Annotated in this window: 11 protein-coding genes and 4 tRNA genes; 10 read left to right on the top strand and 5 right to left on the bottom strand. The window is 55.2% G+C overall.

The features are described from left to right. Nucleotides 1-4 precede the first annotated feature (4 nt). The 10 genes from rffA to BFV64_RS22650 all read left to right on the top strand — a co-directional run bounded on the left by rffA (nt 5) and on the right by BFV64_RS22650 (nt 7,699). Entirely contained in the window at nt 5-1,135 is a 1,131-nt protein-coding gene (gene rffA, locus BFV64_RS22695; RefSeq protein ID WP_014885664.1) for a dTDP-4-amino-4,6-dideoxygalactose transaminase, read from the top strand. 1 nt (nt 1,136) lies between these two features. Continuing rightward, a complete protein-coding gene (gene wzxE, locus BFV64_RS22690) occupies nt 1,137-2,387 on the top strand; it encodes a lipid III flippase WzxE (protein ID WP_045135416.1) in 1,251 nt (416 codons plus the stop codon). Continuing rightward, a complete protein-coding gene (locus BFV64_RS22685) occupies nt 2,384-3,463 on the top strand; it encodes a TDP-N-acetylfucosamine:lipid II N-acetylfucosaminyltransferase (RefSeq protein ID WP_032635142.1) in 1,080 nt (359 codons plus the stop codon). The genes wzxE and BFV64_RS22685 overlap by 4 nt, the downstream gene beginning before the upstream one ends. Next, entirely contained in the window at nt 3,460-4,812 is a 1,353-nt protein-coding gene (wzyE, locus tag BFV64_RS22680) for an ECA oligosaccharide polymerase (protein WP_045135417.1), read from the top strand. The genes BFV64_RS22685 and wzyE overlap by 4 nt, the downstream gene beginning before the upstream one ends. A 12-nt stretch (nt 4,813-4,824) precedes the next feature. Continuing rightward, nucleotides 4,825-5,565, top strand: coding sequence for a lipopolysaccharide N-acetylmannosaminouronosyltransferase (gene wecG, locus BFV64_RS22675; protein ID WP_045135418.1), 741 nt, complete (start codon nt 4,825-4,827; stop codon nt 5,563-5,565). A gap of 197 nt (nt 5,566-5,762) precedes the next feature. Next, nucleotides 5,763-7,148: a bifunctional threonine/serine APC transporter ThrP gene (gene thrP / locus BFV64_RS22670; protein WP_023331578.1), complete on the top strand. Its 1,386-nt coding sequence runs from the start codon at nt 5,763-5,765 to the stop codon at nt 7,146-7,148. Nucleotides 7,149-7,250: 102 nt separating this feature from the next. Continuing rightward, nucleotides 7,251-7,327: transfer RNA gene (locus BFV64_RS22665), tRNA-Arg, on the top strand. A gap of 67 nt (nt 7,328-7,394) precedes the next feature. Beyond that, nucleotides 7,395-7,470: transfer RNA gene (locus BFV64_RS22660), tRNA-His, on the top strand. A 21-nt stretch (nt 7,471-7,491) separates the two neighbouring features. Continuing rightward, a tRNA-Leu gene (locus BFV64_RS22655) sits at nt 7,492-7,577 on the top strand. Between the two features lie 45 nt (nt 7,578-7,622). Continuing rightward, nucleotides 7,623-7,699 (top strand) — tRNA-Pro (locus BFV64_RS22650). A gap of 506 nt (nt 7,700-8,205) precedes the next feature. Here the strand turns inward: BFV64_RS22650 and BFV64_RS22645 are convergent. From BFV64_RS22645 to hemC, 5 genes are all read right to left on the bottom strand, one after another. Further along, nucleotides 8,206-9,417 (bottom strand): MFS transporter, encoded by a 1,212-nt coding sequence (locus BFV64_RS22645; protein ID WP_045135419.1) that lies wholly within the window; start codon nt 9,415-9,417, stop codon nt 8,206-8,208. A 169-nt stretch (nt 9,418-9,586) separates the two neighbouring features. Then, entirely contained in the window at nt 9,587-10,786 is a 1,200-nt protein-coding gene (gene hemY, locus BFV64_RS22640; RefSeq protein WP_014885656.1) for a protoheme IX biogenesis protein HemY, read from the bottom strand. Between the two features lie 2 nt (nt 10,787-10,788). Continuing rightward, entirely contained in the window at nt 10,789-11,979 is a 1,191-nt protein-coding gene (gene hemX / locus BFV64_RS22635) for a uroporphyrinogen-III C-methyltransferase (RefSeq protein WP_069602447.1), read from the bottom strand. Nucleotides 11,980-11,999: 20 nt separating this feature from the next. Further along, nucleotides 12,000-12,740, bottom strand: coding sequence for a uroporphyrinogen-III synthase (gene hemD / locus BFV64_RS22630; RefSeq protein ID WP_045135421.1), 741 nt, complete (start codon nt 12,738-12,740; stop codon nt 12,000-12,002). Continuing rightward, nucleotides 12,737-13,678: a hydroxymethylbilane synthase gene (hemC, locus tag BFV64_RS22625; RefSeq protein WP_032629599.1), complete on the bottom strand. Its 942-nt coding sequence runs from the start codon at nt 13,676-13,678 to the stop codon at nt 12,737-12,739. Before hemC ends, hemD begins: the two co-directional genes overlap by 4 nt. Between the last annotated feature and the right edge of the window lie 193 nt (nt 13,679-13,871).

Here is a 13,871-nt window from a genome sequence, read left to right as displayed (position 1 = left end):
CAAGATGATTCCATTTAACGCCCCCCCCGTCGTCGGTACGGAACTCGACTATATGCAGTCTGCCATGGGCAGCGGCAAACTTTGCGGTGATGGCGGTTTCACCCGTCGCTGTCAGCAGTGGATGGAGCAGCGTTTTCGCAGCGCTAAAGTGCTGCTGACCCCGTCCTGTACGGCATCGCTGGAAATGGCGGCACTGCTGCTGGATATCCAGCCCGGCGATGAAGTGATCATGCCGAGCTATACCTTTGTCTCCACAGCAAATGCGTTTGTCCTGCGCGGAGCAAAAATCGTCTTTGTGGATATCCGCCCGGATACCATGAACATTGATGAGACGCTGATTGACGCGGCGATCACCGACAAAACGCGGGCGATCGTGCCGGTTCACTACGCGGGCGTAGCCTGTGAAATGGACACCATCATGGCGATCGCCAAAAAACACAACCTGTTTGTGGTGGAAGATGCCGCTCAGGGTGTGATGTCCACCTACAAGGGACGCGCGCTGGGCACTATCGGCCACATTGGCTGCTTTAGCTTCCACGAAACGAAAAACTATACGGCGGGTGGAGAAGGTGGCGCGACGCTGATCAACGACCCGGCGCTCGTGGAGCGTGCGGAAGTGATCCGTGAAAAAGGCACCAACCGCAGCCAGTTCTTCCGCGGGCAGGTGGATAAATACACCTGGCGCGATATCGGCTCAAGCTATCTGATGGCGGATCTGCAGGCGGCATATCTGTGGGCACAGCTGGAAGCGGCGGAGCGGATTAACCTTCAGCGCCTGTCCCTGTGGCAAACCTATTACGATGCACTTGAACCGCTGGCAAAAGCCGGGCGTATCGAGCTGCCAACTATTCCGGCTGATTGCGTTCACAATGCCCACATGTTCTACATCAAGCTTCGCGATAACGACGATCGCAGCCAGCTCATCGCCTGGCTGAAAGAAGCCGAAATTATGGCTGTGTTCCACTACATTCCGCTACATTCGAGCCCGGCAGGCGAGGCGTTCGGGGTGTTCGCCGGTGAAGACCGTTACACTACAAAAGAAAGTGAGCGTTTGCTTCGCTTGCCACTGTTCTACAACCTCGCGCCAGTTAACCAGCGTACGGTGATTAATACCCTTCTGAGTTATTTCGGCTGATATGTCTCTGGCAAAAGCATCGGTGTGGACCGCCGCGTCCACGCTTGTAAAGATTGGCGCCGGACTGCTGGTCGTCAAGCTGCTGGCCGTCTCATTCGGTCCTTCAGGCGTCGGGCTGGCGGGGAACTTCCGCCAGCTGGTGACCGTCCTTGGCGTGCTGGCCGGGGCCGGTATCTTCAACGGTGTGACCAAATACGTTGCTCAGTATCATGATGATGCGGCTCAGCTTCGCAGGGTGGTGGGCACCTCGTCGGCGATGGTCACGGGTTTTTCGACCCTGATGGCGATTGTCTTTCTGCTGGCGGCGGCCCCCATCAGTCAGGGATTATTTGGGCACACCCGGTATGAGGGGCTGGTGCGTCTGGTCGCATTGGTTCAGATGGGTATTGCCTGGGCAAACCTGCTCCTGGCATTGATGAAAGGCTTTCGTGATGCTGCCGGGAACGCGCTTGCGTTAATCCTGGGGAGCGTCATCGGCGTGATTGCCTATTACTTCTGCTACCGCCTGGGTGGCTATGAAGGGGCACTGCTTGGACTGGCGCTGGTTCCGGCGCTGGTTGTCGTTCCTGCCGCGTTTATGCTGATGCGTCGGGGCGTTATCCCTCTGAGCTACCTCAAACCGCGATGGGACAAAGTGCTTGCCAGCCAGTTGGGTAAATTTACCCTGATGGCGCTCATCACCTCCGTCACGCTGCCGGTGGCTTACGTGATGATGCGAAACCTGCTGGCGGCGCATTATAGCTGGGATGAGGTAGGGATCTGGCAGGGCGTAAGCAGTATTTCCGACGCCTACCTACAGTTTATTACGGCTTCCTTTAGCGTTTATTTGCTGCCAACCTTATCGCGTCTGACGTCCAGGCAGGATATTACCCGTGAGATTTTCCGCTCGCTGCGCTTTGTGCTTCCCGCCGTGGCGGCGGCCAGTTTTACCGTCTGGCTATTGCGCGATGTCGCCATCTGGCTGCTTTTCTCAGCGAAGTTTACCGCCATGCGCGATCTGTTTGCCTGGCAACTGGTGGGCGATGTGCTGAAAGTGGGGGCTTACGTTTTCGGCTACCTGGTGATTGCGAAAGCCTCGCTGCGGCTGTATATCCTGGCGGAGATAAGCCAGTTTGGGTTACTGACGGCATTTTCACACTGGCTGATACCTTCGCATGGTGCGCTGGGGGCGGCTCAGGCCTATATGGCAACCTATATCGTTTATTTCGCTGCCTGTTGCGGCGTATTTTTATTGTGGCGTAAACGCGCATGACTGCACTGATTCACATCCTGGGATCGGATATCCCACACCATAACCAGACCGTTTTGCGGTTCTTTAACGATGAACTGGCACCGGGTAACCCTGATGCACGTGAGTTTATGGTTGCAGGTCAGGATAAGGGCCTGAGCGAGGCATTTCCGGCGCTGACTCTTCGCTTCTGGCCAGACAAGGCCGCGCTGGCGAAGGCGGTCATTGCCAAAGCCAAAGCGAATCGCCAGCAACGTTTCTTTTTCCACGGGCAGTTCAATACCGGCCTGTGGCTGGCCCTGCTCAGCGGGGGAATCAAACCTTCCCAGTGCAGCTGGCATATCTGGGGGGCGGATCTCTACGAAGTCTCACGCGGCTGGAAATTCCGCCTTTTCTATCCCCTTCGCCGGATGGCACAGGGCAGGGTGGGCTGCGTTTTTGCCACCCGTGGCGATCTCAACTATTTTGCGAAACAGCATCCGAACGTGCGCGGTGAGCTAATCTATTTCCCAACCCGCATGGATCCGGCGCTAAATACCCTGGCGAATGACACGGTTCGTGAAGGCAAGCTGACGATTCTGGTGGGAAATTCAGGCGACCGCAGTAACGAGCATGTTGCCGCGCTGCGGGCGGTACACCAGCAGTTTGGCGACACGGTGAACGTGGTCGTGCCGATGGGTTATCCGGCCAATAACGACGCCTACATCAACGAGGTTCGCCAGCAGGGTCTTACGCTTTTTAGCCCTGAGAATCTTCAAATCCTCAGTGAAAAGCTGGCGTTTGATGAATACCTTACGCTGCTAAGAAAATGCGATCTCGGCTATTTTATCTTTGCGCGTCAGCAGGGGATAGGTACGTTGTGTCTGCTGATCCAGGCGGGGGTGCCGTGCGTGCTCAACCGTGACAACCCATTCTGGCAGGATATGGTTGAACAGCATATTCCGGTGCTGTTTACCTCCGATACGCTGAATGTCGAGGTGGTACGGGAAGCACAACGCCAGCTCACGCTGGTGGATAAAAACAGTATCGACTTTTTCAGCCCGAACTATCTCACACCGTGGCATCGTGCGCTGCGTATCGCGTCAGGAGACAAAGCATGAGTCAGTTGCAATTCAGCGGCTTACTGGTTGTCTGGCTTCTGAGCACGCTGTTTATCGCCACCCTCACCTGGTTTGAATTCCGCCGGGTGCGCTTCAACTTTAACGTATTCTTCTCGTTACTGTTTCTGCTGACCTTCTTTTTCGGCTTCCCGCTGACCAGCATTCTGGTTTTCCGGTTTGACGTGAGCGTCGCGCCGCCGGAAATCTTGCTCCAGGCGCTTCTGGCGGCGACCTGTTTCTATGCGGTTTACTACGTCACCTACAAAACGCGGCTGCGTTCAGCCAGGGCCACTGCATCACGCCGGGCGCTCTTTACTATGAATCGGGTGGAGACCCACCTGACATGGGTGATATTGATGGCTATCGCCCTGGTCAGTGTCGGGATCTTCTTTATGCATAACGGCTTCCTGCTGTTTAAGCTCAACTCCTACAGCCAGATTTTTTCGGCTGAAGTTTCGGGCGTGGCGTTAAAGCGATTCTTCTACTTCTTTATCCCGGCGATGCTGGTGATTTTCTTCCTGCGACAGGACAGCAAAGCGTGGCTATTCTTCCTGGTCAGTACCGTCGCGTTCGGTATCCTGACCTACATGATTGTGGGCGGTACGCGTGCCAATATCATCATTGCTTTCGCTATCTTCTTGTTTATCGGCATTATCCGCGGCTGGATCTCGCTGTGGATGCTGGTGGCGGCAGGGGTGTTTGGCATTGTGGGGATGTTCTGGCTGGCGCTGAAGCGCTACGGGATGAACGTGGCGGGCGATGAGGCGTTTTACACGTTCCTCTACCTGACGCGCGATACCTTCTCGCCGTGGGAAAACCTGGCCTTGCTGCTACAAAACTACGACAAGATTGATTTCCAGGGGCTTGCGCCGATTGTTCGCGACTTCTATGTCTTTATCCCGAGCTGGCTATGGCCGGACCGCCCTGGCGTGGTGCTCAATACCGCGAACTATTTTACCTGGGAAGTGTTGAACAATCATTCGGGTCTGGCGATCTCGCCAACGCTGATCGGCTCCCTGGTGGTGATGGGCGGCGGCTGGTTTATCCTGCCTGGTGCGGTTGTCGTAGGGCTGATTATTAAATGGTTCGACTGGCTTTACCTGCGCGGTATTGAAGAGACGAACCGCTACAAAGCGGCCATTTTGCACAGTTTCTGCTTTGGTGCCATTTTCAATATGATCGTTCTGGCGCGCGAAGGCCTGGATTCATTCGTTTCGCGCGTGGTGTTCTTCATGGTCGTTTTCGGCATCAGCCTGTTACTGGCCAAATTGCTGTACTGGCTGTTTGACAGTGCAGGGCTTGTGCACAAGCGCGGGCAACAGGGCAGCACAACGCTGTCGCAAGTTTAAGAAAGGATAGTCATGACGGATAAAACTTCTGCACCGCGTTATGCGCTTCGTGGTTTGCAGCTTATTGGCTGGCGCGATATGCAGCACGCGCTGGATTTTCTTTTTGCCGATGGTCAGATGAAATCCGGTACGCTGGTTGCCATCAATGCAGAAAAGATGCTGGCGGTGGAAGATAACGCCGAAGTCAAAAGCCTGATTGAAGCGGCTGAATTTAAATACGCGGACGGGATTAGCGTGGTCCGATCTATCCGTAAAAAGTTTCCTGGCGCTAATGTTTCCCGCGTGGCGGGGGCCGATCTCTGGGAGCATCTTATGGCCCGCGCGGGCGCGGAGGGGACGCCAGTCTTCCTGATTGGCGGTAAGCCCGAAGTGCTGGCACAGACCGAAGAGAAGCTGCGTCGTCAGTGGAATGTTAATATTGTCGGCAGTCAGGATGGTTACTTTAAGCCTGAAGAACGGCAGGCCTTGTTTGCACGCGTTCGCGACTGCGGGGCAAAAATTGTCACCGTGGCGATGGGTTCCCCGCGCCAGGAAATCCTGATGCGCGACTGTCGGCTGGTCAGCCCGGATGCCCTGTATATGGGCGTAGGAGGCACCTACGACGTCTTTACCGGCCACGTTAAGCGTGCACCGACGGTCTGGCAAAATATGGGGCTGGAATGGCTCTACCGCCTGCTTTCACAACCCACCCGCATTAAACGACAGATTCGTCTGCTTCGCTACCTCGCCTGGCACTACACCGGGAAAATGTAATCAAAATGTAGCGCGATATGCTGTTCGCGCTGCAACTCGCCTGCAAAACTGCTGATAATTTGTGCAATGCATTCATTTTTTTTATGCATCGTTTGCCATTTGGTCGATTTTAAGAAACCATTCGCTCCGTATTTTAGTCCCCCTAAAAAACAATACCCGGTATTAAGCCGGGAAACAGCAAACACAATCGAGGATCTATGGCAGAGAAACAACCGGAGCTACAGCGTGGGCTGGAAGCTCGTCATATCGAACTGATCGCGCTGGGCGGCACTATCGGCGTGGGCCTGTTTATGGGCTCCGCAAGCACCCTTAAATGGGCAGGCCCTTCCGTATTACTGGCGTATATCATCGCCGGGCTGTTTGTTTTCTTCATCATGCGCTCAATGGGCGAAATGCTCTTTCTGGAACCCGTAACCGGATCTTTTGCCGTTTACGCGCACCGTTATATGAGCCCGTTCTTCGGCTACCTGACAGCCTGGTCCTACTGGTTTATGTGGATGGCGGTGGGCATCTCTGAAATCACCGCGATAGGGGTCTATGTCCAGTTCTGGTTCCCGGACATGGTCCAGTGGATACCGGCGCTGATTGCCGTGGGGCTGGTGGCGCTGGCAAACCTGGCCGCGGTGCGCCTGTACGGTGAAATCGAGTTCTGGTTTGCGATGATCAAAGTGACCACCATCATCGTGATGATTGTGATTGGTCTGGGCGTGATTTTCTTTGGCTTTGGCAACGGTGGGCACGCCATCGGCTTTGGCAACCTGACTGAACACGGCGGCTTCTTCGCTGGCGGCTGGAAGGGCTTCCTGACAGCGCTGTGTATCGTGGTGGCTTCATATCAGGGTGTGGAGCTGATCGGTATTACTGCCGGTGAAGCGAAAAACCCGCAGGTCACGCTGCGCAGCGCGGTGGGCAAAGTGCTGTGGCGCATCCTGATTTTCTATGTGGGCGCGATCTTCGTTATCGTGACTATCTTCCCGTGGAATGAAATTGGCACGACCGGAAGCCCGTTCGTTTTAACCTTTGCGAAGATTGGTATTACCGCAGCAGCAGGCATCATCAACTTTGTGGTTTTGACAGCGGCACTCTCTGGCTGTAACAGCGGGATGTACAGCTGTGGCCGTATGCTCTACGCACTCTCGAAAAATAACCAGCTACCTGCGGCGATGAGTAAAGTATCACGTGCGGGTGTGCCAGTTGCGGGGGTCGCGGTATCCATTGTGATTCTGCTGATTGGCTCATGCCTGAATTACATCATTCCTAATCCGCAGCGTGTGTTTGTTTACGTCTACAGTGCCAGCGTGCTGCCGGGTATGGTGCCGTGGTTTGTCATTCTCATCAGCCAGCTGCGTTTCCGTCATGCACATAAAAAAGCGATCGCCAGCCATCCGTTCCGCTCGATCCTGTTCCCGTATGCGAACTATTTAACGATGGCGTTCCTGATTTGCGTATTAATTGGAATGTACTTTAATGAAGATACCCGCATGTCGCTGTTTGTCGGGCTAATCTTCCTGGCGGCAGTGACGGCCGCGTATAAGCTTTTTGGCCTGGGTCGCCGCGGCACCACGCACAAAGTGGAGGAATAAGCGGCAAAATGTGCAAACCATAACCAAACGCGCATTTTTTTCAAAAAATCACTAGACAGCGGGGACGGAGGTACGTAATATCCAGCCCCGCAACGGCGCTAAGCGCCCGTAGCTCAGCTGGATAGAGCGCTGCCCTCCGGAGGCAGAGGTCTCAGGTTCGAATCCTGTCGGGCGCGCCATTTTAGTCCCGGCGCTAGAGCTGCGGTGGTCTGAGAAGTAGTCAGTACCGCGTGAAAGAATACAGTGGTGGCTATAGCTCAGTTGGTAGAGCCCTGGATTGTGATTCCAGTTGTCGTGGGTTCGAATCCCATTAGCCACCCCATTATTGAAAGAGTTGTGAATTGCGAAGGTGGCGGAATTGGTAGACGCGCTAGCTTCAGGTGTTAGTGTCCTTAGGATGTGGGGGTTCGAGTCCCCCCCCTCGCACCACGACTTTTTAAATGAATTGAACTAAAAATTCAAAAAGCAGTACATCGGCGAGTAGCGCAGCTTGGTAGCGCAACTGGTTTGGGACCAGTGGGTCGGAGGTTCGAATCCTCTCTCGCCGACCAATTTTGAACCCCGCTTCGGCGGGGTTTTTTGTTTTCTGTGATGTTTCTTTCCTGTAGTGATTCCCCGACAGCGCCCTTTTTCAGTGTCGCGATTCAGCGACATGTAATCCGTTGAAAGTAATAGAAATATTTATTTAGGGGCTTTACTGTCTCTTTTTGACGACATATTTCTGCATTTAGCGATACGTTATGAAGCTTCAGACAGTGCTTAACAGCATAATTTCCTTTTATCTTAAAATGTTGCGTCATGTATACGTTTTGCGTGTAACTCTGGCACGTTACGTGCAATAATATACGTGTAGATGCTCATTCCATCTCTTATGTTCGCCTTAGTGCCTCATAAACTCAGGAATGACGCAGAGCCATTTACGGTGCTTATCGTCCACTGACAGATGTCGCTTCGGCCTCATCAGACACCATGGACATAACGTTGAGTGAAGCACCAAATATGTTGTCTTACAGACCTGTTTTAACGCCTGCTTTTATAGCAGGCGTTTTTTTATGCCTTATTCCTGATAAAAGCGCATGATGAGAGCAACACTCAGCAGAGCCGCTGACGAAACCATATATAGCGCCTGTACTGAGCCAACCCCGGAAGCCACCACAGCTGCAATGCCAGTGAAAAGTGAGGCGCTGAGCGTTTGCCAGCGCCAGGCTTTACCGCTGGCAACAGCGATTTGCCTGGCCTGAAAATGGCTGAGCATGCCAAACGTACCCGCTGCAAAAAGCACGTTTGAGGCCAGATGTGCGACAAAGATCATCCCAGGCGCATAACCTGCCCAGTTGGCCATAAACGGCAGCATTCCATAAGCGGCCAGAAAGATGCCAAGGCAAAGTAATAATCGCGGCGTACGAGCCGCAAAACGCGCCAGACTGTCTCTTTTAAGCAGCAAAGGGCCGCAAAGCTGCCCCATGCTCCTCGCAAAAAGCAGGGGCAGAGCAAGGCCAGCCGCATCCTGAGGGCGTAGCTGCTGGGCCAGTGCCGGAAGAAGTGCCATAGCGGGTGATCCGACAGCGGCCAGCGCAGGCAAAATGAGCAAGCTGCGTTTCTGCCGAACGGTCAATGTCTGCCAGCGCAATTTCGTAGAAACCCCCTTTTCTTCAGGGGCGTCGTGTGGAGCTGGTGAAAACAGGCGTTCCGCCAGCCATAACATGACCAGCGACCCGAGGAAACTGATGGCATCAATGGTCAGCAAGGCGAGCACGGGCATCTTCTGAAAAAGCACCACGCCCAGCCCGGTACCTAATAGCACCTGAGACGCAAAAATAACATTTTCCAGACAGGTGGCGGCAGGCAGTTCCGTTTCGCTGAGGCCGCGCTTGAAGAGCAACGTCAGGGCGGGCCAGCTCATCCCGCTGAGTAGCGCTTCGGTGGATTGCACGGCGAGTAACGCGACAACGCTATGATAACCCACGCCAAGCAGGGGAAAGAGCAGGGCAAGTAAGCCGAGTCCTTCGGTCAATATCAGCAGGGATATCGGAGAATAGCGCGAGCATAGCCTTTCACCGAGCATGCTGCCGAAAAACCCTGGTACCGTGGCGAAAAGAAAGGCGAGGGTAAGCAGGGCTGGCGGGGCTGACCACGCTAACAGCAGCCCGAAGACTACAACCTGGGTTAACCCATTTCCCAGTGAAGAGAAGATAAAAGCACAGGCAAGCAGGCGCAGCCAGCGATGGCAGCGCAGCGCTTCAATAAGCGCATACAAAAGCGAGTTCATGACGATTTCCTTTCAGAAACGATTTAGTCCACGCGCAATTCGCGCATGTGCGAAAAAAAGTTAATGAAAAGGCATCGTTACATTGGCGGGTTCGTTTGTGGCTTGAGGTGTAAAGAATGTAGCAGGAGAAAAGCGATAAAAAAAGGAGGCCGTCTGGCCTCCCTGTTAATTACTGCTGCGTGCCGTTGTTCTGCAACGTTAACAGCAACCCATCTCGCCGCATGGCAGCAGCCTCTTCTGGCTTATGCTGTTTGTCGAGCGTATCGGCAAGCCACGCGTAGTCATAGGCGTCCGGACGCTGTTTCAGTGCCGCACGGAAGGCGAGGCTCGCCTCCTGCCATTCGCCGTGCTTCATCAGTGACTGGCCCAGCGTGCTCCACAGCAGCGGGCGGTCGCCGACGGTTTTGATCTGCTGACGCAGCACTTTCTCGACTTGCTCTGGGTTATTGGTTTTCAGGCGCGGGATCACCATGACCAGACGATCGTCGTACTGGCGCTTGAGACCGTCGAGGAGGATCTCCTGGGCGGTGTCATGATCGTCACATTCAATAAGATGTTCCGCCATCGCCACCTGCAGAGGAACCTGCTGACGCGTTTTCCGGCTCTGATTTTTCCACCAGGTCTTCAGGCCGTCGCTACCCAGGTCGGCGCGTGCCTGATCCATCAGGCCAATCCATGCCAGACGCTGAAGCTCGTCACGATGCTCGTCATCACCCACTTCGGCCTTCGCCATTGACGGAATGATGTCCAGCAGCGAGCCCCACGCACCGGTACGAATATAAGCCTGTTCGGCAAGACGCAGGACTTCAGGATGGCGGGGAGCTATTTCCAGCAGGCGGTCAATGCCATGGCGCGCCGCATGGTTCTCATTGCGTGCCAGCTGCAGACGAACGCGGGTGATCTCAACCGGAATCGGGTCACCGGAAGCCAGTTCTGACGCACGTTCCAGATGCTGATTTGCACGGGCTTCATCACCGCGCTGCTGCGCTGCTTCGGCAGCCAGAAGATAGTTCACCACCGGCTGTTCTGCATGGTCGGCATTTTTCGACATCAGCTTTTCAACCTGCTGATAATCGCCTTCGGCGAGCTTAAGCAGCGCCTGCTCGGTTTGCTTACGCGCACGACGACGCTTGCGGCCAACGAACCAGCCGCGCGTATGCGCGCCGGTACGGAAAATACGGCGCAGGATCCATTCGACTGCCAGCAGTACTACGACGCCGAGGATCAGAATAATCACCAGACCCGTTACGCTGGTTTCGATGTTGTAATTATCGGTCTGGATCAGAACGTATCCCTGATGACCGGCAAGCATCGGTCCCAGGACGATCCCGGCGATCAACAAGATGAAGAGTAAGAGAACTTTTAGCATCATTACTCTCCTTGTGGCGCGCTTTCAGGCGCTGGCGCTGGTGCCGCTCCGCCTGTTTGCTCTGCCGGAACGCCCGGCTGTGCCAGCAGGTTACGCACGCGCGTCTGCATCAGTTTCTCCAGTATCGGCTGGCTGGCCAGCTTATCCGGTACGTTCATCGTGATGTTCTGCTGGCTCAGCTTGTCGATGTCTTCGAGGAAAGCGGTGGTCGTCGCGTCATCGGTATTGTAATACGCACGCACCCACGTCGAGACGTTATCCAGCGCCTGTTTGTAGGTCTCTTCCTGATGACGCGGCACAGCCTGAGCCGCCACCAGCAGGCGGGAACGGATGTTTTCGCGCAGATAGATATCCTGATTCGGCGCTAACAGCGGTACAGCGGTTTCATCGCGACGACGGATGGTGATAAAGCTGTCCATAAAGTTCTGCCAGCTTTTCTGCAGGTTAATGCGCCATTCGCTCAGAGAGCTGGAAAGCTCGGTACCGTCGGAATCCATGGGGGAGTCGTCGTCGTTGTTATCCGCCAGCTGCAGGTTATCAATCTGATTCGAAAGCTGGTTCACCTTGAGGATAATGCCGTCGTAATCCACCTGCGAAACGGCGGAAAGACTCGCGATATCTTCGGTGATCGCGCGACGTGCGGTAATGAGGCTGGGATCGTTCATGTCTGCCAGGCTTGCATCGGCGCTTTTCAGCAGTGCGGCAGCGGTGGTAACGTCCTGGTCGCTCCAGAGCTTACGCCCGGCGAGTTTTACGAGGAAATCGGCCTGAGAGAGCAGCCAGGTTTTGGCATCGGTACCGGAAATCGTGGCGACTTTTTGCTGTACTTCGTCCAGTTGTTTGGTCAGCTCTTCCTGTTTGCTGTTTGCCTCGGCCAGCGCGGCAGCCTGCTGCTTAATCACCGCTTCCAGCTCGGTTTTCTGCGTTTCCTGCGCTTTTTGCAGGGAGGTAAGCTGATTGACCAGCGTATCGCTGGTGGCCGTCTGGTTAGCGCCCTGTTGCTTCACAAGGCCGTACAGGCCAAAACCTGCCGCCAGTGCAATGGCGATGGCAATTGCGCTCAGCGCGAGGCTGGTTTTGTTGCTGCCGTTTTTCTTCTCAGCGGTTTTCTCAGTCGTCTCTGGCTGTGGTGTGGTGTCCACAGTCTCCCTGGTCTCTTCAACCACGGCGGAGGATTTTTCGTGTTCCGTCATTATGGCTTCCCATTTGAGAGTTATTGTAATGCGCGCAGCAGCGCATCGTTGTCGGCGTTATCAGCGATCCGAATATCCTGCCAGCCCAGTTCCCGGGCGAGGTTCGCCAGACGCTCACTGACGACCAGAAGCCGACAGCGGAGTAACCAGTTTTCGCGATACCAATGCGGTATCAGCAACCAAAGCTGTTGTAACATTTCACCGCTGGTGACCACCAGCGTATTAATGCCGCGCGCGTGCCAGCGCATCGCTTCTTCCGCGCCATCGTAGTGCTTTGCGCAACGCTGATAGCACTCAACGAACGTCACGTCGGCACCCCGTTCACGCAGCGTTTCGCCCAGCAGCTCGCGGCCACCATTGCCGCGCAAAATGAGCGCGCGCTTTCCGGCAATAGTTTGTAATTCAGGTAATTGTAGCAAGACTTCGCTAATTTCCCGATCTAACGGGTAGCGAACATCAGCACCGCTTACGGTATGCAGCGCCAGCGCCGTTGAGCGACCAATGGCGAAATAGCGTGGGGCAGTTGTCCAGGACAGACTTTGCTGTTGCAGCTGGGCGTTGGCGAATTCCACGGCATGTTGCGACAACGCAAACAACAGATCGCCTTCCTGCAGGGTATTTATCCGATCGGCGAGCGCAGAGAGCTCGCGACCGGGGGAGAATTCAATCAGCGGAAAACTCCAGGCCACCTGCCCCAGTGTGCGCAGACGGCTCACTAACTGCTCTCCTGCGGGAGAAGGGCGGGTGACAAGAATACTCATGCAGGGGGTTCTCCGTTATAGACCTCAGCCAGGATTTCACGCGCGCCGTTATTCAGCAGCTCTTCCGCCAGCGACACGCCAAGCTGTTCGGCATCTTGCGGATTGCCACGACGTTCGCCGCGTACCATCTGTGAACCGTCCGGGGCACCCACCAGCGCGCGCAGCCAGAGTTTCCCTTCGGTTAATTCAGCATAGCTGCCAATCGGCACCTGGCATCCGCCTTCGAGGCGGGTATTCATCGCCCGCTCGGCTTTTACGCGGATAGCGGTCTCGTCATGGTTCAGCGGCGCGAGCAGTTCGCGGGTACGCACATCGTCCAGACGGCACTCAATGCCGACGGCACCCTGGCCCACGGCCGGCAGCGACAGTTCTGGTGGTAGCGCCACGCGAATGCGTTCCTCCAGCCCCAGACGCTTCAGTCCAGCGACGGCAAGAATAATGGCATCGTATTCACCGTTATCCAGTTTGCCCAGGCGTGTGCCGACGTTGCCGCGCAGCGAGCGGATGATCAGGTCAGGGCGACGCTCCGCCAACTGACACTGACGGCGTAAACTGGAGGTGCCAACTACGCTACCTTCGGGCAACGCATCGAGCGAGTCATAGCGGTTAGAGACAAACGCATCACGCGGATCTTCGCGCTCGCAGATGGTCACCAGCCCCAGCCCTTCCGGGAACTCGACGGGCACATCTTTCATGGAGTGCACGGCGATATCGGCGCGGTTCTCAAGCAATGCCAGTTCCAGTTCTTTGACAAACAGGCCCTTGCCGCCCACCTTCGCCAGTGGCGTATCCAGGATCACGTCACCGCGCGTGACCATCGGCACCAGCTCGACGCGCAATCCATTGTGGCAGGCTTCAAGGCGCTGCTTAACATAATGTGCCTGCCAGAGCGCGAGAGGGCTTTGGCGTGTGGCAATTCTCAAAACATTGTCTAACATGCTTGTTACCGTCATTATCAATCGCTAACCATCCTAACATTGTTGACTCTGGGATGGCAGTTTTACGGTTGATGAAGCGCGAGAGGGACACGGTGGCGTATTGGCCAGCCATAGCCGTATTCAGGAATTTACACGTACAGAACGGTGCTACACTTGTATGTAGCGCATCTTTCTTTACGGTCAACCGGCAAGG

This window comes from Enterobacter kobei (genome assembly GCF_001729765.1).
Lineage (GTDB): Bacteria > Pseudomonadota > Gammaproteobacteria > Enterobacterales > Enterobacteriaceae > Enterobacter > Enterobacter kobei.
The sequence above is the reverse complement of the archived record's forward strand: the minus strand, read 5'-3'. Positions and strand labels throughout refer to the sequence as shown.

Coding starts and splice junctions, on each gene's coding strand:
- hemC (WP_032629599.1), bottom strand. CDS start 13,678: ATGTTAGACAATGTTTTGAGAATTGCCACACGCCAAAGCCCTCTCGCG.
- hemX (WP_069602447.1), bottom strand. CDS start 11,979: ATGACGGAACACGAAAAATCCTCCGCCGTGGTTGAAGAGACCAGGGAG.
- wzxE (WP_045135416.1), top strand. CDS start 1,137: ATGTCTCTGGCAAAAGCATCGGTGTGGACCGCCGCGTCCACGCTTGTA.
- rffA (WP_014885664.1), top strand. CDS start 5: ATGATTCCATTTAACGCCCCCCCCGTCGTCGGTACGGAACTCGACTAT.
- thrP (WP_023331578.1), top strand. CDS start 5,763: ATGGCAGAGAAACAACCGGAGCTACAGCGTGGGCTGGAAGCTCGTCAT.
- wecG (WP_045135418.1), top strand. CDS start 4,825: ATGACGGATAAAACTTCTGCACCGCGTTATGCGCTTCGTGGTTTGCAG.
- BFV64_RS22645 (WP_045135419.1), bottom strand. CDS start 9,417: ATGAACTCGCTTTTGTATGCGCTTATTGAAGCGCTGCGCTGCCATCGC.
- hemD (WP_045135421.1), bottom strand. CDS start 12,740: ATGAGTATTCTTGTCACCCGCCCTTCTCCCGCAGGAGAGCAGTTAGTG.
- wzyE (WP_045135417.1), top strand. CDS start 3,460: ATGAGTCAGTTGCAATTCAGCGGCTTACTGGTTGTCTGGCTTCTGAGC.
- BFV64_RS22685 (WP_032635142.1), top strand. CDS start 2,384: ATGACTGCACTGATTCACATCCTGGGATCGGATATCCCACACCATAAC.
- hemY (WP_014885656.1), bottom strand. CDS start 10,786: ATGCTAAAAGTTCTCTTACTCTTCATCTTGTTGATCGCCGGGATCGTC.